This is a genomic window from Aerococcus sp. UBA6277 (assembly GCF_002440555.1).
Lineage (GTDB): Bacteria > Bacillota > Bacilli > Lactobacillales > Aerococcaceae > Aerococcus.
Window position 1 is genome coordinate 86,964 of sequence record NZ_DJUR01000003.1, and the last position, 20,873, is coordinate 107,836.

The 20,873-nt window shown below is 40.8% G+C and carries 15 protein-coding genes, 2 tRNA genes and 1 pseudogene; 15 read left to right on the forward strand and 3 right to left on the reverse strand.

The genetic code is table 11. The features are described 5' to 3' along the window. Window positions 1-86 precede the first annotated feature (86 nt). Window positions 87-992: a hypothetical protein gene (locus B2V22_RS00475; protein WP_290489827.1), complete on the forward strand. Its 906-nt coding sequence runs from the start codon at window positions 87-89 to the stop codon at window positions 990-992. Between the two features lie 131 nt (window positions 993-1,123). Here the strand turns inward: B2V22_RS00475 and B2V22_RS00480 are convergent, their stop codons facing one another. From B2V22_RS00480 to B2V22_RS00490, 3 genes are all read right to left on the reverse strand, one after another. Beyond that, window positions 1,124-1,888: a sugar phosphate isomerase/epimerase family protein gene (locus B2V22_RS00480; protein WP_290489828.1), complete on the reverse strand. Its 765-nt coding sequence runs from the start codon at window positions 1,886-1,888 to the stop codon at window positions 1,124-1,126. A 42-nt stretch (window positions 1,889-1,930) separates the two neighbouring features. After that, window positions 1,931-2,482 (reverse strand): DUF924 family protein, encoded by a 552-nt coding sequence (locus B2V22_RS00485; protein WP_290489829.1) that lies wholly within the window; start codon window positions 2,480-2,482, stop codon window positions 1,931-1,933. A gap of 408 nt (window positions 2,483-2,890) precedes the next feature. Next, a tRNA-Thr gene (locus B2V22_RS00490) sits at window positions 2,891-2,963 on the reverse strand. A 165-nt stretch (window positions 2,964-3,128) separates the two neighbouring features. Here B2V22_RS00490 and B2V22_RS00495 point away from each other — a divergent pair. The 14 genes and pseudogenes from B2V22_RS00495 (at window position 3,129) to B2V22_RS00560 (ending at window position 20,816) form a co-directional block, all read left to right on the forward strand. Beyond that, window positions 3,129-3,829, forward strand: a pseudogene (locus B2V22_RS00495) (tRNA (adenine(22)-N(1))-methyltransferase). A 12-nt stretch (window positions 3,830-3,841) separates the two neighbouring features. Continuing rightward, a complete protein-coding gene (locus tag B2V22_RS00500) occupies window positions 3,842-4,657 on the forward strand; it encodes a Nif3-like dinuclear metal center hexameric protein (RefSeq protein ID WP_290489830.1) in 816 nt (271 codons plus the stop codon). Between the two features lie 13 nt (window positions 4,658-4,670). Beyond that, on the forward strand, window positions 4,671-5,927 hold the full coding sequence (gene pepT / locus B2V22_RS00505) for a peptidase T (protein ID WP_290489831.1): 1,257 nt from the start codon (window positions 4,671-4,673) through the stop codon (window positions 5,925-5,927). A gap of 129 nt (window positions 5,928-6,056) precedes the next feature. Next, entirely contained in the window at window positions 6,057-9,785 is a 3,729-nt protein-coding gene (locus B2V22_RS00510) for a PD-(D/E)XK nuclease family protein (RefSeq protein WP_290489832.1), read from the forward strand. Beyond that, window positions 9,775-12,462, forward strand: a complete 2,688-nt coding sequence (gene addA / locus B2V22_RS00515; protein ID WP_290489833.1) for a helicase-exonuclease AddAB subunit AddA — start codon at window positions 9,775-9,777, stop codon at window positions 12,460-12,462. Before B2V22_RS00510 ends, addA begins: the two co-directional genes overlap by 11 nt. Window positions 12,463-12,471: 9 nt before the next feature. Further along, entirely contained in the window at window positions 12,472-13,629 is a 1,158-nt protein-coding gene (locus B2V22_RS00520) for a PD-(D/E)XK nuclease family protein (protein WP_290489834.1), read from the forward strand. Window positions 13,630-13,687: 58 nt separating this feature from the next. Continuing rightward, window positions 13,688-13,758 (forward strand) — tRNA-Gly (locus tag B2V22_RS00525). Window positions 13,759-13,950: 192 nt separating this feature from the next. Then, window positions 13,951-14,613: a ribonuclease H family protein gene (locus B2V22_RS00530; RefSeq protein ID WP_290489835.1), complete on the forward strand. Its 663-nt coding sequence runs from the start codon at window positions 13,951-13,953 to the stop codon at window positions 14,611-14,613. 58 nt (window positions 14,614-14,671) lie between these two features. Further along, window positions 14,672-15,145, forward strand: a complete 474-nt coding sequence (gene lspA, locus B2V22_RS00535; RefSeq protein WP_003141047.1) for a signal peptidase II — start codon at window positions 14,672-14,674, stop codon at window positions 15,143-15,145. An 11-nt stretch (window positions 15,146-15,156) separates the two neighbouring features. Beyond that, entirely contained in the window at window positions 15,157-16,110 is a 954-nt protein-coding gene (locus tag B2V22_RS00540) for an RluA family pseudouridine synthase (RefSeq protein ID WP_111856970.1), read from the forward strand. A 78-nt stretch (window positions 16,111-16,188) separates the two neighbouring features. Further along, entirely contained in the window at window positions 16,189-16,419 is a 231-nt protein-coding gene (locus B2V22_RS00545) for a YneF family protein (RefSeq protein ID WP_290489836.1), read from the forward strand. Window positions 16,420-16,593: 174 nt separating this feature from the next. Beyond that, window positions 16,594-18,363 (forward strand): ABC transporter ATP-binding protein, encoded by a 1,770-nt coding sequence (locus B2V22_RS00550; protein WP_290489837.1) that lies wholly within the window; start codon window positions 16,594-16,596, stop codon window positions 18,361-18,363. Continuing rightward, window positions 18,350-20,161 (forward strand): ABC transporter ATP-binding protein, encoded by a 1,812-nt coding sequence (locus B2V22_RS00555; protein WP_290489838.1) that lies wholly within the window; start codon window positions 18,350-18,352, stop codon window positions 20,159-20,161. The genes B2V22_RS00550 and B2V22_RS00555 overlap by 14 nt, the downstream gene beginning before the upstream one ends. Then, the gene (locus B2V22_RS00560) at window positions 20,151-20,816 is read left to right on the forward strand and encodes a lysophospholipid acyltransferase family protein (RefSeq protein WP_039934635.1); all 666 of its coding nucleotides are present in this window, start codon (window positions 20,151-20,153) and stop codon (window positions 20,814-20,816) included. Before B2V22_RS00555 ends, B2V22_RS00560 begins: the two co-directional genes overlap by 11 nt. The last annotated feature ends 57 nt before the right edge of the window (window positions 20,817-20,873 follow it).

The following is a 20,873-nucleotide window of genomic DNA, read 5'->3' on the forward strand; positions in this document are numbered from 1 at the left end:
CCTTGGATTATGAGGAAATCTTGACTTAAAATATATATACAGAAATAACTGTAGGTAGGAAGATAGAAGGAAAGAGGTTCACTCTTATGAAATTTTCTAAAAGCGTGCTGTTATTTGTCTCAGTCATCGCCTTATCAGGATGTGGCATGTTCGGACAAGATACCGCATCTAGCGATACAGAGACATTTAGCCAGTCAGAAAGTGTCTCATCAGAAACAAGTAGCCAATCAACACAAAGTACATCTAGTGAGTCTAGTGACGAAGCGGAAAATGAATCCGAGTCATCAACAGAGGAATCATCTGAAGATACTAGTTTAGAAGGAGCATCATCAGACATCAGTCAGACGCCGGATGATAATAGCGTGTCGGCTATCATTGAAGCCATTCAAGCCGACGTGGCTAGTGACTATGTTGACTATATTCCTACTGATATCCCACTACCAGAAGGGATAACGGTATTCCCAACAGCTTACACAAGTGAAACGGGTCAGGGGATTAAAATGGACTTCTATGGCACTGAAGAACAAGTGCCATACGGGGACAAACGCTTAGCAAACGGGGTATTTGATGATGCCAAAATAGCTTCCATTACAATCGATAACTATGACAGTGCTGAAGCTGCAGCAGAACAGATTTCGCAAAATAACTATGCAGCAATCGGCGGCGAAACAGTAGAATTGGGTTACGGCATCACCGGCTATATGGACGCTGGTGCAGGTCAAATCCATACTTCATGGAACGAAGGTCGCTGGGACTTTTCTACCCAAGCACAGAACAACGGCAGCGATGATGGGGTAACACTGGCATCAACTGTGGTTCAATACTTAGAAGAAAACTTATTAACCGCGCCAGAAGACTATGGGATGGGTCGATTCTCAGTATCCAATCCAGAAACCAATTACCTAAGTTTCCAAAAAGGGGATAAAGTTATTACTATTGACGGGAATACCAATCCTTTCGAACTCACTGACTTTGCGACCTATATTAAGTAAGTCTATCTAATAACATCAAATCAATATGGTCGAAAATTTGAATAAATGGCTATAGGAAAAAGACGCAATAACTTGCTGGCAAGAGGGCCGACATAGGCTTGCGTCTTTGTTTGTTTATGATTGGCGATGAATCAGTATTCAATATTCAATTGGTCTAACCAAGCTTTCAATGTGGCTACACTGTCTAAGAACCCTTGTTTTTGGTCTTCTCCAGGTACAAATTCAATTAAATAGTGGTGTTTGTTTGGAGATTCTTTTTCAATGGTTTGGATGTACTGTAACCATTCATCTTGACCGTCAGCTAATGGATAGCGGTTGTAGAAGTCTTGCCAGTGAAAGACATGGACATTGGTAATCCATGGTGCTAAATTCGGTAAGCTTTCGATCCGTTCTTCAACCGTTAGTGACTCTGCTGGTTGCCAATATAAGTAGACATTATGCGCAGTAACCTCTTGCATGAGTTGTTGGGCAGATGATGGTGTATCGGTTAGGGTGTCCATGTGGTATTCCAAGGCGATAGACAGATTGGCTTCGGCTGCCATTTTGCCGATACGGTTTGCATCTTCAATCATGTCTTGACGGTCATCAATAGCTACGTCCGCAGATCCTTCTTCCCCGGCCCAAACGCGAATGATTGACGCATCAACTATTTGTGCGATTTGGATGAAGGGTTGGAAATCATCGAATAACCCAAGTTTGTAGTAAGACCCGTAGGATGAAGTGGTTAAACCAGCTTCATGCATTAGTTGAGCGACTTTCTCGGCTTGCTCGATATTGTCTTCAGGCAGGTGGTTATCGCTACCCCATTCAATAGCTTGAATGCCGGCTTTTTTGGCTAAATCGATGTTGAATTCGACGGAATCGTCTCTAAATGTGACTGAACATAATCCAATCATGTAAAACCCTCCTATGTAATTTGCTTTTGCTTAGATAATTGTTTAAAACGAAGAATTTTCTTGGGTCAGAAATTCAGCTTCTTCAGCGGTAGTCTTGCGACCTAGCACCTGATTGCGGTGCGGATATCGACCGAACTTGTCGATAATATGCTTGTGAAGTTTCTCGTAGTGTAAATTATGCTCGTTGCCAATTTCTTGAAAAATGGTTAGCGCCCATTTGTGGACAATTTTAGATTCAGAATGCATAAATGGCATAACCGCGAAGATTTTTTCCTGCTCATTAAATAAGTCATTAAATTTTGGATGGTGGTACAATCCTTGCGATAGGGCAAGGGCCATATTGTCTTGGTAAAATGACTTGGCAGATCCACGCCAGAGATTGCGGAAAAATTGGTCTAGGACGATAATTTCAGCCAAGCGTCCATATGGATCATCACGCCACTGCCAAAGTTCATTATTAGCAGCCGCTGTCCAAGTATCCAGAAATTGGTAGCGGATAGCGGCATCAAAATTGTCATCTTTAGCAAACAACAAGTCAGCATTTTCAGGTGCAAACCAGAAAGCGAGCACCTGTTGAAATTCTACAATAGCCATAAATACCCCCCGTTTATATAATGAGCAGTGCTTTGTGATTTTGAAATATCACAAAGCTAGTGAACATTCAATAATAGTATATAATAAAAAGTATAACGAATCACAGAAAACACATTCTATATAGAAGGAAAAATTTCTAAATTGACAATATTAATTACAATGAAGGCCTAGTTGGTAAGGTAAATTAGGGAATAAATAACAAGGCGAGATTCACAAGGTCTTCGGTGATTTTGATAAGGAGAAGTACAATGACTTAACAGATAAGAGGAATGTTCATTTAGTACTAATTGATATTTTCTAATAGGTGCAAATGGTTAAGTAGAGAGCGAAAAAAATTAGTGTTGCCAGGAACTGAATAGACGTCCTAGCAACACTATATTTAATTTTACTTATTTATCAATATAATTATGCCGAATGCAAGAATCGAACTTGTGACCCCCTCATTACGAATGAGATGCTCTACCAACTGAGCTAATTCGGCGAAAAGTACTAAATTTCCTTTTCTAAAACATAAAATATTGTATGCCTAATATTTTTTTTTGTAAAGTAAAAAATATCTTGTCATTTTACAGGGGGAAATTTCCAAAAAATACCTGAATCTTTGTTATAATTGTTCTGTATCGAAAACGAGTGGAGAAGATAAATTATGAATGTAAATCACTTATCAGACCGACTAGCATCGGTCGCATCTTTTGTGAAAGATGGCGCGCGACTGGCAGATATCGGGTCAGACCACGCCTATTTACCAACCAATTTGGCTAGTCAAGATAAAATCACTAGTGCGATTGCGGGTGAGGTTGTGGCAGGCCCTTTCCAGTCTGCCCAACAAGAAATTGCCCGTCAGGAATTAGGGCATATGGTTGAAGCGCGACTTGGCGACGGGTTAGCTGTTATTGAACCAGCAGATCAAATTGNNATACCATTTGCGGTATGGGTGGCGCATTGATCGTGGATATTCTAGCCCAAGGGTTAATTGACGGTAAATTAGCGACGAATCCACGTCTTATTCTGCAACCAAATGTGGCAGAAGACAAGGTCCGTCAATGGTTAAATAAGCATTCTTATGAGATCGTTGATGAAGCGATGATTGCTGAAAATGGCAAGTTCTATGAAGTGATTGTGGCGGATTATCGTGACAATCTACAACAGGAATTAACGAATGATGATATTTTATTTGGCTTATTCAACAAAGAAAAATATGCAGCCATTTTCCATGAAAAATGGCAATTAGAATTGAAACGGACAAACTATGTATTAGACCAACTTGAACAAGCCAATAATCGCGATGAAAACAAGATCGCCCGCTATAAAGAATTGAAGGCAGCGATACAAGCACAATTAGCTTAAGGAGGCATTGATTTGTCACTCACAATTAAAGAATTTATCCAGCAATTCCAAACTTTTGCACCAGAATCTTATGCCGTTGAAGGAGACCCAACTGGCTTACATTTTGGCCGTCTCGATCAAGAGATTCACAAGATTTTAGTGACCTTAGATATTCGCCCTGAAGTGGTTGAAGAAGCTAAGGCAATTGGGGCGGATTTTATTTTTGCCCATCATCCACCCATTTTTAAACCGGTGAAACGCCTAACAGAAGATGATCCACAACAAGCGATGTATGCGGAAATTATTCGTTCAGGTATTGGGGTATATGCAGCACATACCAATTTGGACGCTGCGCCAGAGGGGATGAATGACTGGTTATCTGATTTATATGAGATCCAAAATGTAGAATTATTGCGAGCGCATACGACGGATGAAACGACTGGCCAAGCGATTGGTATTGGACGCATTGGTGATTTAGCCGAACCGATGACCCTTGAAGTTTTTGGTGAATTTGTGAAAACAAAAACGGGCGTTAATGGCTTAAGAATGGTCGTTGCTGATGGCAATAGACCAGTTAAACGGGTGGCTGTCCTGGGTGGTGATGGGGGATCTTACTTTGAAGACGCACTAGCTAAGGGGGCGGACACCTTTATCACCGGCGATGTTTACTACCATACCGGCCACGACATGATTGCAGCAGGCTTAAATGTGATTGACCCAGGCCACCATTTTGAATCAATCGTGAAATCCAAGATGACAGACAAGTTTATACAATGGAATGATGAAAATAATTGGCAGGTTGATGTAGTTATTAGCCAATTAAACACCGATCCATTTACATTTATATAGGAGGAAAGACTAAATGACTTACCAAATTAAAGACCAAGAATTATTAAACCGTTTTATAACTTATGCAAAAGAAAATACACGTTCAAACGAGGCGAATGCGGACCAAGTACCGTCATCACCAAACCAAGTAGCTTTTGCTAAAAAATTAGCCAAAGAATTAACGACGTTAGGTTTTTCAGATGTTTTCTACAATGAAAAAGACTCTTTCGTTACAGCGACAATTCCTGCAACAGATGACAGCAAAGACTACCCAACAATCGGATTCTTTGCCCATGTGGATACGGCTGATTTTAATGCTGAAAACATCAGCCCACAAATCATTGAAAACTATGATGGTTCAGTAATTCCTTTAGGTGACTCTGGGTACGAATTGAATCCCGCTGAGTTTGATTCATTAAACAAATATGTCGGTCAAACTTTGATTACAACTGATGGAACAACTTTACTCGGCGCAGATGACAAGGCGGGTATTGCTGAAATCGTGACTGCCGGTAAATACTTAATCGACAATCCTGAAATTAAGCACGGTGAAGTGAAGGTAGCCTTTGGTCCGGATGAGGAAATTGGTGTTGGGGCTGACCGTTTTGATGTTGACCGTTTTGCGGCCGACTTTGCCTACACTATGGATGGTGGCCCACTAGGTGAATTGGAATTTGAAACATTCAATGCTGCTTCTGCCGTGGTTGAAGTAGCAGGTAAAAACATTCACCCAGGTTCAGCAAAAGATCTAATGATCAATGCCTTACAAGTGGCTATTGATATCCATAACCAATTACCAGAAAATGAACGTCCTGAAAATACAGAAGGGCGTGAAGGTTTCTTCCATTTAATGGGTATGGAAGGGAATGTAGAAGCTGCTAAAGCAACTTACATTATCCGGGACCATGACCGTCAAAAGTTCGAAAACCGTAAGGCTCTAATCCAAGAAGCTGCGGCTAAGTTGAACGCCTTCTATGGTAGTGACATTGCCACAGTGACTTTAAATGACCAATATTACAACATGGGTGAAATTATTGAAAAAGATATGCGTCCAGTAACTTTAGCTGAAAATGCATTTGCTGCTGTTGGTATCCAACCTGATATTATTGCAGTTCGTGGTGGTACTGATGGGTCTAAATTGACTTACATGGGACTACCAACACCAAACTTATTTGCGGGTGGAGAAAACATGCACGGTCGTTTTGAATATGTCAGCCTACAGACGATGGTGAAAGCAACTGAAGTTATTCTTGCCATCATTGAAGGCGCTGGCGACTACAACCAGCTATAAATGTCAAACTAAATAAAAGAAGGTAAATATATTTACCGCAAATAAAGAAGTTGGCGTCTGCAAGGTGCCAACTTCTCCTTTTATATATTTAGCAATTTAAATCATTTGCTTTAACCAAAAGGAGTGCTTATGAATTTACAGTTTATTTTAAAAACACCAACCCAAAATAACTTAAAGGCTGTATATGAAGACATTGATGCCTATCTAAGAGCAGATATCGACAACCAAGTTTTTATCATCACAGATGATAATATGAAATTTGATTTAGAGATGTCTGTTCTACGTCAAATGAGAGCAGTTCAATTGAATGCCGGCTATACTAACGACGAGAAACATGCTGGCATGATGCGACTACAAGTGCAATCGTTTAAACGGTTGGCTTGGTATTTACTGCAGAAACAAGATAGCCAATCAGTAGGAGATATTTCTGATATCGGGAATATTATGGTAATTGGACGCGTTTTAGCTGATATGAAAGATGATCTACTGGTCTACCGCGGTGAATATAACCAAATTGGTTTTGTAGAAGCTTTAGCTGACTTATTTAAGGAGCTGGTGGATGGTCAAATTACTAGTGAGGTCTTTTTAAATTCATTGTCTAGCTATGTTTCAAGCGACCAGCCATTGATTCAAAATCAAGTCAAGAAGATGAAAGAATTGGCTACGATATACGGAGCGTACGAGAAGTATTTAGTGGGCTTAACCATGGAAGAACAAAACGTTTTTGCCCAGCTGAGACAAGCAATTTCAGACCAAGATTTATCTAAAACAAGAATTATTATCACCGGCTTTGATTATTTCAACGCTCAGGAACTTGAGACTATTGTTTCATTCCTTGAAAATTGTCCCCAAGTGCAAATTGTCTTGAATTTAGACAAACCTTATGACTTTAGGACGCCTGATTGGTATGAGTTATTTACAGTAACAGGGAAAACCTATAATCAATTGATGCAATTTGCTAAAAAGCAAGGTATCCCATTTGCTAGTCCAATTTTGGCCGAAGAGGGTGCTAGCTATGCAGATGGTTTTAAAATCTTAGACAACTACTTAAGAACGGACAACCGTGTTGAAAGTGGCCAAGTGACGCAAACAGATGAAGCAATAGCCGCTGTCAACCAAGTTATGGAGATTTGGGAGCTGCCCTCTACCCATATGGAAGCTGACCAAGTGGCTAATGAAATTTACCGGCTAGTGGCAGACCCGAATACGGATTACCGCTATAAGGATATTCAAATATTAACCAGAGATGAACCGACATACCAACATGCCTTGCAAGCAGCTCTTGAAGCCAATGAAATCCCTTATTTCGCTAATTTCCAAGAGGATATGGCCTTACATCCCCTGTACCGATTGATGATGAGCTTGTACCGGGTTTACCAAGGGAATTGGCGGTATCAGGATGTTTTTGACCTACTGCGAAGTGAACTATTAATGCCAGTCGACTTAGGTGAAATCAACCAATACGGGGCGCAAGCTTTTAATTTGACCGATGATTTACTAGACGATTTATCAGCAAATAAGCAAGCACAAATTCAATTTCGTGATGCTATTGATCTAACTGAAAATGTAGTTTTACGCAATGGTTATGAAGGGCAGTTTTGGTGGTCTAAAGACCGGACTTGGTCCTACATTTTAGTGGGCGAAGGTGGCGAAAAGATTGGTACTAAACGAGATATTGCCATTGAAGCAACGGCTAACCATATAAAATCCTTTGTTGTGGGGGCCTTGTCGCCCTTATTTACCAACTGGGAAAAGGACCAAACAACTGAAGAAGCCATTACTTTCTTTTATCAATTTCTAGCCAATAGCGGCATTCCAACCAGTTTAATGACATGGCGGGATAACTATTTAGAAACTGGTCAGTTACAAGAAGCACGACAACACGAACAAGCTTGGCAGACTTTTATCCATATGCTAGATGACTATGTTCAATTATTTGGAGAGGAATCTTTTGACCTAGATTATTTCTTCAAGATTCTAGATCTGGCCTTTCAAAATGCTGGCTATGCTATGGTGCCACCAACAATGGATTCTGTTACAATCGGATCTTTTGATGAAAATAAGGTAGAAGCAAAGAAAATCACATTCCTTATGGGTCTATCAAAGTATGCTTTGCCGGTGGTCTATGAAGAAAAATCTTTATTAACGAATGAGGACCGGCAATTAGTGGTCAGTCAATTAGATGACTTACAAGCCTTAAAACAATCGGCTGATAGTAAAAATAACAATGAGGCCTATAAAGCCTATTTAGCTTTCCTATCTGCCACTGACCATCTATATATTTCTTACCCAATAAACAACGGTGACGCGGATACTGAAGGCTTATCACCAATGGTTGCCCGTATTGCAGATGCTTTTAAAGTAAATACCAAGTACCTACGCCAACCATCTGACCGGGCGTCAGAAGAAACTCTGCTAAAACTCGGAAATGGCCACTCACAGGTCCGCTATTTACTGAAAGCAATGGCCCAAGATGCCCACGGCCGACAAAGTTTAAGCCAGATATGGCGGCCTGTATACCAACAAGTAGTATCCAACCAATCTGCTAAGAACTTCTTCAAATGGTTGCAGTCTAGTTTGACTTATCATAATACGGTATTGCCCCTTACGCCAGAATTGTCTCGGTCCTTATACGGTGATATTTTGGCCGTATCTGTCTCCCAGCTTGAACTCTATAACCGAGACCCCTTTTCTTATTATTTGAAATATGGGTTGAAATTAAAAGAGCGACCTAGCTTCCAATTAGATTCCTTACAAACAGGTAACTACTTTCATGAAATGCTGGACCATTTTTTCAAAGAGGTCAAACAAAGAAACTTTGATTTGGCTAATCTCTCTGACGGAGAGGTCAAGGAGATTTTAGGAGATGTGACGGATAAATTAAATGATCCGGATGTTTATCCTGAGTATACGGTCTTTAAGGTCAACCATCGCAATAGTTATTTGCAGGAATCGATGACAGGGACCATTCAGTTGCTGGTTGAAAATATAATTAAACAGCGACAAGCGGTTAACGTGGAAACCATTGAAACGGAACAACGGTTTGGCTATACCCAAAATGAGGACGATGCAGAAGAGACGATTACCCATTTCACTTTAGCAAATGGACAAGAAGTTCGTTTACGAGGAAAAATTGACCGAATTGATGCGGTATCACAGGAAGAAAATGACCTTTCACAAAACTTTATTCAAGTGGTTGATTATAAGTCGTCAGCTCATGACGTGAAATTTGACCAAATTTATGTTGGGGCACAATTGCAGTTGTATACTTATTTAAAAGTGGCTTTAGACCAGTTAAATCAAGATGGACAAACAAGCCTGCCACTTGGCGCTTTCTACCAAAGGATCTTCCAACCCCAAGTAAAAATTGAAAAGCAAACAGATTTGACGGACAAGAATATTGCAGACCAGATTTTGGCGGATTTGAAACTGTCGGGTTATGTGCGAGCTGACTATGATTTACTGGAAGGAATGCATAGTGAAGGACTTGAACCGGGCAGTAAATCAAGTGTTTACGCGGTTAGCCGGAAGAAGGATGGCGATTTTGCTAAGGCGGCTAAGGTATTGACTCAAGATGAGTTGGATCAATTATTAGCTTTTGTGGAAGAGAAGATTGTGGCCACAGCAGAACAAATTGTGTCAGGTCATATTGCATTAAATCCACTTGAAGACGACCCTTATATTCCCTCTATGACTGAGCCTTACCGGTCTGTATCTATGTTTGATGCAACGGACTATACCAATAAATATCGACCCAATCCATCTATGTCGCCGGATGAATTTTTCCAAGCGTTGGCAATTGATGCTGAAGTTGATGAGAATGAAGCAGAGGAGGACCAAACAGCAGATGAAGAATAGACAGAAACAAACGACCATTCCACTGCAAACGGAGGCTAATGCTCGTTATACAGCCGATCAATGGGCAGCCATTCATTTAGAAGGGGATAACTTGCTGGTTTCAGCCTCTGCCGGTTCTGGTAAAACCAGTGTCCTCGTCCAACGTATCTTGCAAAAGGTACGTCGGGGCTATGGGGTTGATGAGTTACTGGTCGTGACTTTTACCGAAAAAGCAGCCAGTGAAATGAAAGAGCGTTTGGAATCAGCTTTACAAGAAATGATCAACGAAGAATCAGATGCTGATAGTCGACAACATTACTTGCAGCAAATTGCTAAATTACCGCAAGCCAATATTTCAACCATTGATGCTTTTTGTAAGCAAGTCATCCAGCGCTATTATTTCTTGATTGATTTAGACCCGGTTTACCGTTTATTAACTGATGAAACGGAAAATATGATGCATTTTGAAATTGTCTGGGCATCCTTAAAAGAGGATTTGCTAGCGACAGAAGATGCAGATTATTTACGCATGGCCAATCATGTTGCTTCTGACCGTAAAGACGACAAGATTGACCAATTGATTTTTGATTTATACAACAAGTCTCGAGTCCACAGGCATCCAAATGACTGGCTAGATGGTTTAGTGGCTAAATATCCAGATGAAGATACCCCATATGGAGAATCCGCTTTTTATAAAGACTATGTGGTGCCGGCATTACTGGGTGAAATAGAGGCCCTCGAAAATACTATTCGGTTGTATATCGAAGACCTGCCAGTTACAGAAGCGGTTGGTTTTGAAAAAATGGCTACTTCTGTCAAAGAAAAGTTGGCTTATTTAGACCAGTTAAAAACGAATGTACAAACTTCTTATAAAGAGGCCTACCAGCAAGTGGTTGCAGTTCCCTTTCCAAGCCTTGTCAGAAAAAGTAAAAAAGATTTTGAAGATGGTAACGATGCCCAAAACGAATTGCGAACCCAATTAAAGGATCGCCATGACGCAACAATTAAGGATGTTTTTGATAAGGATATCATGCCTTACTTTACCTTTGATGAACATTATCAAGGGCAATTTATCCAAGATGCTAAAAAACTTGGGCAAGCCATTATCAATGTCGAAAAAATCTTTACTGACCGTATGAATGCCCATAAATTTGACCAACGAATTTTAGATTTTTCGGATATCGAACTCTTTACCTACCAAATTTTAAGTAAGCAACTAGATAATACCGAATCTCGCGACGGTGAAAATTTGATTGAAAACGCCAATACTATGAATGAAGCTAAGGCTTATTACCGGGACAAATTCACTGAAGTAATGGTGGATGAGTACCAAGACGTCAACGCCTTACAGGAAGCGATTCTACAGGCTGTTTCAGGGAATCCGGATGACCCCAACATGTTTATGGTAGGGGACGTGAAGCAGTCAATTTACCGGTTCCGCTTTGCAGAACCTGGCTTATTTATCCATAAGTTCAATCAATTCGCTGATGGTAATGGAGGGCAACGGATAGTCTTAGCGGAGAACTTCCGTTCAAGAGGAGATGTCCTTGATTTTACCAACTTTATCTTCCGTCAGGTCATGGATCCGCAAGTGGGTCAGATTGCTTATGATGAGGATGCAGCCCTTAAATTAGGTTTTACCGCTTATCCAGAAACTGACCGGATGCAGACAGAAATCCTATTATATGATGAGGAAGATAGTAGTAAAGGTAGCGAAACTGACCAAGACGACTTAGATAATGACGTCTCTAATGGCACGAAAATGCAAGCAGAATTGATTGCTCAATCTATTTTGGATAAGATCAATAACCAGCATATGATCTATGACAAGAAGTTGCAGGCGGATCGACCAATCACTTTTGATGATATCGTTATTCTAGTTGCAACTAGACGTAATCATTCAGAATTAGAGGACGTCTTTGCCCAGTATAAAATCCCTTTGTTGTTAGATGATTCGGCCAATTATTTTCAACGGACGGAGATCCGCGTCATGTTGAATGTCTTGAAATTTATTGATAATCCTTACCAAGATATTCCCTTGGCGGCCATTTTGCGGTCCCCAATCATTGGTTTAAATGAACAAGACTTAGCGAAAATCCGGATAGCCAACAAACAGGCAACCTACTATGACGCCATGAAAGCTTATTTGACTTTAGATGAAGGGCAAGATGAGCGTGTGGCAACAAAGTTGCGGACCTTGAACAACTGGCACTTGGCCTGGCGGGATATTGCCCGTGACAAGCCCTTAGCTACTTTAATCTGGCAAATTTATATAGATACCGGATTTTTAGATTATGTAGGTGGGATGCCGAATGGTGAGATCCGCCAAAATAATTTGCACGGCTTTTATAAATTGGCTTCTGATTATGAGGCATCAGCCTTTAAGGGGATTTTCCAATTTATCCGCTTTGTGGAGAAAATTCAAGAAAAAGACAACGACTTGCAAGCACCTAAACACGGGGACGAAGCTCAATCTGCAGTTCATGTCTATACTATTCATCATTCAAAAGGTTTAGAGTTTCCGCTTGTGTACGTGTATAACATTTCCAAGCGTTTTAACACTCAAGATCTAAGGAATCCGGTGATTTATAATGACGCTATCGGTATCGGGGTGAAATTGTCTGATAGAACACGCCACATCACTTATCCAAATATGTTTGAAATGATGGCTAAACGCTTTGAAAAGAAAGACATGTAGGCTGAAGAAATGCGGAAATTATACGTGGCCTTAACTCGAGCGGAACAGCAACTGGTATTAGTGGGTATGGTGAAAAACTTCGATACCACGATTGGCAAGTGGCAAGGGCTTTTGATGAAAGACGAGCAATTATCGCCCTCAGGCCGGATTAAAGCCAACAGTTTACTCGATTGGATTGGCCCAGCGCTGATGCGCCACCACGATTTTGACAAGGTCAACCATTCAGTCCATATTCCAGACTATCTAGCCAACACCAAGACCAATTTCCGGGTTGCAGTCGTTTCTAGCGAAGATGCACTTGCGGGTCGCAATAAGTGGGTACAGAAAGTCGATGAATCCAACCAAGTTGACCAAGCAGAACTTTTAGCGGCCATTTTTTCAGATGACAAAATGGCTACCGATGATCAAGATAATAAACAAGTCATTCAGCTACCAGCTGCCGACTTCGATTATGCTTATCAATCGGCGACCAAGACAACATCCTTCCAATCAGTATCAGAATTGAAACGGATGCTTCAAGATCCAAGTGACCAGGACTTGCAACCTTGGTCAGTTAACAATCAAAATAAATTGACTAAGACCTTCCGTTATATAGAAGAAGACTATGACCAACCGAGTTTCTTGGCCAGAGAACAAGCTGTCACACCAACAGCTATTGGGTCAGCGGCCCATTTGTTAATGCAAAAGGTGAACTTAAGGGCTAAACCAAGTGAAGCGACCTTTAAAGCCCTCTTTGATGACCTATGCCAAGTAGGCATTTTAAGCCAACAACTTTGGCCCCATATTCAAGTGGATAAACTAGTAGCCTTCTTCGATACGGCAGTGGGGCAATTGATTTTGAAACAAGTTGACCACGTATATAGAGAAGAAACATTCTCTCTGATGGTTGCTGGATCAGAAATCTTTACGGATATGGCAACAGATGATGACTTATTGGTCCACGGGACAATTGACGGTTTTATTTTATTTCAGGACGAAATCTTCCTGTATGACTTTAAAACTGACCGGATTGCTTATCTAAATGAAAGCCAGCAAGAACAAACCTTGATTGACCGTTACCAAGGTCAAATGGCTCTATATGCCCAGGCACTTGAAACCATTTGGGGACGGCCGGTTACACAGAAAATGATTATATCTTTAGACGTATCAAAAACTTTTTTTATCTAAAAACACTTGCAAAAGTAATACAGAAGGTGGTATACTATCTCTTGTATTAGTTTTGCATGCGGGTGTAGTTTAGTGGTAAAACCATAGCCTTCCAAGCTATCGTCGCGAGTTCGATTCTCGTCACCCGCTTATAATAAAACAATGAACGCTGGTGGGATCTCAAAAGCCAGTGAAGGGAAGTGGGGCTTAGGTCTCACTTTTTTTTGCTAAAATTTCAGTAGAGAAATTGAGGAAATAAGTCTAAAAATCAGTATAATCAATTCAGATAGATATCAAAATATCACCATTTTACAAGAATAGAAAGCGAGCGGTTGACTAACTATGGCAAAATTTTATGCAGTGAAAAAAGGAAAAACACCAGGAATCTACAAGACCTGGCCTGACTGTCAGAAACAAGTTAAAGGCTTTTCGGGTGCCGTCTATAAGTCATTTACTAGCCTAGAAGAGGCAGAAGCCTTTATGGGTAATGGGGCACAACCGGTGTCTAAAACGAGTCAAGGGGAAGAAATCCGCTGGTTAACAAAAGACGGTAAAAACGGCCAGGTTGATGCTGATACCATGTCCGTTTATGTAGACGGTTCTTTCGATAAAAAATCTGGTTATTTTGGCTACGGGGGTGTAGTCTTATTTCAGGATACGATCAAAACTTACAAGGGTGGTCGTAACACGGAAGGATTAGCTAAAATGCGGAATGTAGCCGGTGAAATTATCGCGGCGATGCATGCGGTTAAAATTGCACAAAAATCAGGGGTTAAAAATCTTGTGATTTACCATGATTATATGGGGATCGCTGAGTGGGCCCTAAAATCTTGGCAGGCCAAAAATGATTATACCAAGGAATATCAGGACTATATGCAAGAGCAGGCCAAGAATCTAGCTATCGGATTTGTGAAAATCGCAGCCCACACAGGTAATCAATATAATGAGGACGCTGACCAATTAGCTAAAGACGGGATTCGCCAAGCCAAATCAGCCAATAAATAAGCTAGAATAATGGTAAAATATATTTAAACAATATCGGCCGAGCGGCTCAGGAGGATTTATGTTACTGAATTATCTATTAATTGCAATTTTAGTTGGTATTGACCAAATCGTGAAGTATTGGACAGTGGCCAATTTTGCTGTCAATGAAGGGCAAGATTTCATACCAGGCATTCTTTCCTTCTTTTATATCCAAAATGATGGCGCTGCTTGGGGAATTTTCTCAGGGCAAATGTGGCTATTTTATATCATTACTGTTGCTGTTGTGGCAGTCCTCGTCTATATGCTCCACAAGGAAGCTAAAGGCGCGCCGCTACTGGCTATAGGCCTTTCCTTTATGATTGCAGGAGCCTTGGGTAACTTTATCGACCGCCTGCATTTAAAATACGTGATCGACACGTTTCGATTAGAATTTATGGATTTTCCAATATTTAATGTAGCGGATGTTTGGCTAACCATTGGTGTCATTATGATGATTGTCTACATGATTATTACACCTGAAGACCAATTGGAAAAAAGAACCGCTAACAAGTGAGGAGTGTCATTTTGACAGAAGAAAAGACAGTATTTAATTATACTTATACGGGTGAGGACGGCTTGCGTTTAGACCAATTCGTCACTAACCAATTGACAGACGAAAGCCGGACTACAATCAAAAAATGGATCAAAGACAAATTGGTCACAGTAAACGGCAAGGTGGCTAAAGCGTCACAATCCTTGGTTAATGGAGATTTAATCGGAGTTGAGAAACCGGCGCCTGCTGAAGCGGAAGAATTTAAACCAGTAGCCGAAAAGATGGCTTTAGATATCGTATTTGAAGATGACGACATTTTGGTGGTAAATAAACCGGCAAACCTAGTCGTGCATCCTTCCGTGAATCACCCAACTAATACCTTAGTGAATGGTTTGTTATACCATGTACAGGAAAATGGGTCGCAACTAGCAGTTGGTCGCGAGTCTTTTAGACCAGGTATCGTCCATCGATTAGACAAGGACACCACCGGATTACTAGTGGTCGCTAAATCACAAGCAGCCCTTGAAAATCTAACTAAACAAGTGGCCAACCACCAAATGACACGAATCTACGCTGGTTTAGTCTACGGTGAAATCTTTGAAGCGGGCGGGACCATTGATGCACCAATCCGCCGTCATGAAAAAGACCGGTTGAAATTTGAAACCAACGAAGCCGGTCGTCACGCAGTTACGCATTTCACGGTAAAACACCGGTACGTAGGGTATACCTTGGTCAACTTCCAATTGGAAACAGGTAGAACCCATCAAATTCGTGTTCATGCTAACTTTATCAACCACCCAATCGTGGATGATCCCTTGTATGCAAGACAATATAAGGAGCGGTTCTTCAGTGATAATGGCCAATTATTACATGCCCACCGCTTAGAATTAGAACATCCAGTCACAGGTGAACACATGGTCTTTGATGCGCCAATTCCTGATCATTTCCAGGAGGTATTACATCAGTTGACATTTAAGGGTGTATAATTAATGAAAAGCTTTGCAAAAGGGGAGATACTTTAGTAAAATTTTATCTTGTAAACAGATGAGAGGAGTGTAGAGACTATGCTAAGTACAGGAGCTTGGATTTTAATCGTAATTATCGCAGCTATTTTAGGTGCTGTTGGGGGATTCTTTATCGCCCGTAAATATATGGTGAACTATTTTGAAGAAAATCCACCAATTTCTGATGACATGATTCGTTCAATGATGATGTCAATGGGTCAAAAACCTTCAGAAAAACGTGTGCGTCAAATCACACAATCTATGAGGAAAACGAGCAAAAAATCGAAATAATGAGATTAAAGCGCCACCAAGCGCTTAATATCAACAGTAGCCTCCGCAGCTAATAAGGTATGCGGAGGCTGTTTCGTTGTCTAACCAAATTTTTTATCTATATGCGGGTATTAATTTTCGCAATTGGTCAAGATTTGGTAGATAATAGGTGAGTATTTATTTAGGAGGGAAGAAATGTTTTCAATTTTTAAAAAATTGGGTTGGTTTTTTAAATTGCGGTGGAAGAGCTATGCCTTTGGGATAACGGCATTGGTTACCTGTGCTATTTTATCAGCTATGACCCCTAGAATTGTAGGGAATATGGTAGACCAATTAGCAACAGGCTCTTTAACTGGGCAATTATTAATCACTCAAACAGGCCTTATTTTATTATTGACTATTATTATGTATGTACTTCGTTACGGTTGGCGGACGGTTATTTTTGGCAATTCGACTTTACTAGAATCGATTATGCGTAATCGTTTGTTTAGTCATTTTACAAAAATGGATGCCACTTTTTACCATAAATATCGGACGGGGGACTTGATGGCCCATGCCACAAACGACTTAGCGGCCTTGCGATTTGTTGCTGGTGGGGGAATTCTGACCTTAACGGATTCTATCTCCATTTCTGTTGTGACCTTGTTCTCTATGTTTGTCTTAATTGACTGGCAATTAACCCTAGTGACCATCCTGCCATTCCCTATTCTAATTGTGGTGGCCCGTGTTCTGGGTCGAATCATTAACAAGCGGTTCCGTAAATCGCTTGAAGCTTTTTCAAGTTTAAATGACGAAGTCCAAGAAAATGTTTCTGGGATGAAAGTCATCAAAACGTTCGGTGAAGAAGAAGACTACTACCAAGACTTCGTTGAAAAAACAGACCAGGTTGTCGAAATGAACCGTAAAGTTTACCAAGCAGATGCGGCTTACACGCCAATGATTGAGATTATCACTGGTTTAACTTATGTATTGACCATCTTCTTTGGGACTTACTTTATCCAAAACGGTCGGATAACAGTCGGTGACTTGATTGCCTACATTTCTTACTTGTCTATGATGGCTTGGCCTTTAATTGCGGTCGGTCACCTAGTCAATACGCTTGAGCGTGGTAACGCATCGTGGGACCGGGTGTCTGAATTATTGAACGAGCAGCCGGCTATCGTTGAAGCTGATCAAGCTATTACAACGCCGATTCAAGGGGATATCCATTTTGACGTTCAGAAATTTGCCTACCCAGATGATGGCCGGACGAAATTATCGGATACGCGTTTTCACCTGAAAGAGGGCAATATGCTTGGTGTAGTTGGTCGTACTGGGTCTAGCAAAACGACAATCTTCAAGTTGTTGATGCGTGATTATGACCAATACGAAGGTCAAATTACCTATGACGGCAAAGATATCAAAGATTTCAGTCTAAATACACTATCTTCAGCAATCGGATATGTACCGCAAACGAATTTCCTGTTTTCAAATACGATTTTAGAAAACATTCGTTTTGGGAATCCAAACCTATCTGAAGAAGAAGTCATTCACTATGCCAAAGTAGCGGATATCCACGAAGACATCATGAAATTCCCTGAAGGCTACCAAACGGAAGTCGGGGAACGTGGGGTGTCTTTATCAGGAGGGCAAAAACAACGGATTGCTATTGCTCGTGCCTTAGCGGTTGACCCAGAATACTTAATTATGGACGACTCCTTATCTGCGGTAGACGCGCAAACAGAAGAAAATATCTTGACCAATTTACGTCAAGAACGAGCCAATAAAACAACAATTATTGCGGCTCAGCGTCTGTCTTCAGTGATGCATGCAGAAGAAATCATTGTCATGGACAAAGGGACGATTATTGAACGCGGTAAACATAGCGAATTAGTCCATGAAGACGGATGGTATGCCCATACTTATAACCAACAACAATTACAAAGAAAAATTAGTGAAGGTGGTGATTCTGATGGAGAAATCTAGTCCAACAAAGTTTTCATTAGCTGACCAAGTGCGGATCTTCAAAGGCATTATCGGCTTTGGGAAACCGCATTGGCTACCCTTTGCCTTATCCCTTGTGGCAACAGCAATCGTTGCAGCCATTTCAGCTTATCTACCCATTATCATCCAACGGTATTTGGATGAAGTGTTGGGGACCAATTCAGCAACCCTACAAGTGACGATACAGGTCGCAGCCTTTTATTTTGGCTTAACCCTATTAAAAGTAGCGGTGTATTACTTTAGAGACTTTACCTTCAAATTGACGGCAGAAAAAACAGTAGCCAATATGCGAAATACGATTTATCAAAAAGTAGTGCACTTGGGTATGCGGTATTTTGATCAAACACCAAACGGTTCAGTGGTATCACGGGTGACAAATGATACCGAAACCATTAAAGAGTTCTGGCAAGTATTCCTGTCATTCTTCGACGGTTTATTGAATATTGTGGCTATTACTTATGCCATGTTTACCCTAGATGCTGGTTTGGCCCTTGTATTTATGGGCTTTGTACCGGTAATGTTTATTTTGATTTATATCTACCAACGTCAATCGACTTTTATTTATGGCCGAATGCGGGTAGCTTTATCTACTTTGAACGCGAAATTAAGCGAGTCTATTTCTGGGATGAATATTATTCAAAACTATGGTCAACAAAAACGTATCATGCAAGAATTCGATGACGTTAACCAGACTTATGTAAGGGCTCGTGTAGGTATGTTCAAAATGAATGCCTTATTATTACAGCCAGCAATCAACTTACTTGAAGCCATCGCCTTGGTGCTTGTCTTGTTTATTTTTGGTTTCCAAGACTTGCAAGGGGTAGCCATTAATGTCGGGGTCGTATATGCCTTTACTTCTTACGCGAAATCCTTTTTCCAACCGATGGGCCAAATGATGGATTCCCTATCAATCTTCCAAGATGGTATGGTATCTGGATCGCGGGTATTGGCCTTGCTAGACAATCCAGAAATGGCGCCAGTTTCTAATCCAGGCGCAGATGGTAAAGTGACTGAAGGGCATATTCAAATTAAAGACTTGTCATTTTCATATGACGAGAAAAAACAAGTCTTACATAATATCAATATCGATATTAAACCGGGACAAACAGTGGCCTTTGTTGGCCAAACTGGTTCAGGTAAATCGTCGATTATCAATGTCTTGATGCGGTTCTATGAATTCAACCAAGGGGACATTTTAATTGATGGTCAATCTATTAAAGATATCCCGCTAACGCAACTGAGAGAAGATATCGGCTTAGTCTTACAAGACTCTTTCATGTTCTACGGGGATATCGCTGAAAATATCCGACTGCACGGAGACTATTCTGATGATATGGTCAAAGCCGCAGCCCAATTCGTCAAAGCTGATGACTTTATCGAGTCCCTTGATGACGGCTATCACGCCAAAGTAATTGAAGGCGGGGCAGCATTCTCGACAGGGCAAAAACAATTGTTATCATTTGCCCGGTCAATCTTACGAGAACCTAAAATCTTGGTATTAGACGAAGCGACAGCCAATATCGATACCGAAACAGAGCAGAAAATCCAATCTGGTTTAGCTAATATGCGGCTAGGTCGGACAACCATTATCATCGCCCATCGTTTATCAACAATTAAAGATGCAGACCAAATTATTGTCCTTAAAAATGGCCACATCATCGAGCACGGAAACCATGACGACTTGATTGCACAAGGTGGCACATATTATAATATGTATCAGTTGCAGACCTATTCGGATGCACATCAAGATATAGATGAAGGGGAAACCGATGATTTATAATATTTTACTGACTTTAATATCCTGGTTTATCCAGTTAATTAATGGTCCAACCAAGATTGATATTGATGAGGCCTTCGATCCAGAAGCCAATTACCTAGTAGTTGGCCCTCACCGTTCAATCCTTGATCCAATCTTTATTGCCATGGCATTACGTCCTAAGCAAATAGCCTTTATGGCGAAGAAAGAATTATTAGCCAATAAATTTTTAGCCTGGTTCTTCACAACCATCAACATCATTCCAGTTGACCGTGAAAATCCTAGCGCCTCAACCATTAAACAAGCCGTTCGAACCATCAAAGAAGGCGAGAAATATGTTGGGCTTTTCCCAACTGGCTCTCGTTATTCAGATGAAATCAAAGACGGTGCCGTTTCAATGGCTAAGATGGGCAAGGCAGAAATTTTGCCTGTTACCTACCAAGGCCCAATTGGTATTCGTGATTTATTCACTTGGAAAACAACCAACCGTGCCAAAGTGCGTGTAGGTAAACCAATCCAATTACCGGATGTTAAACGATTAAGCGATGAAGACAACAAGGCAATCAATCAAGCCATAAAAGATGCTTTCATCGAAAATGACCGTATTCTAGATCCAAATTATACTTACGATCTAGCCGGTGTAGTCGCTAAACGCGAAGCTAAAGAAGCTAAGAAATAAGTTTAGCGGTCAAGGGATGCGTTCTACATAGGCGGGAAGATTTCTAAGAAAGGATGA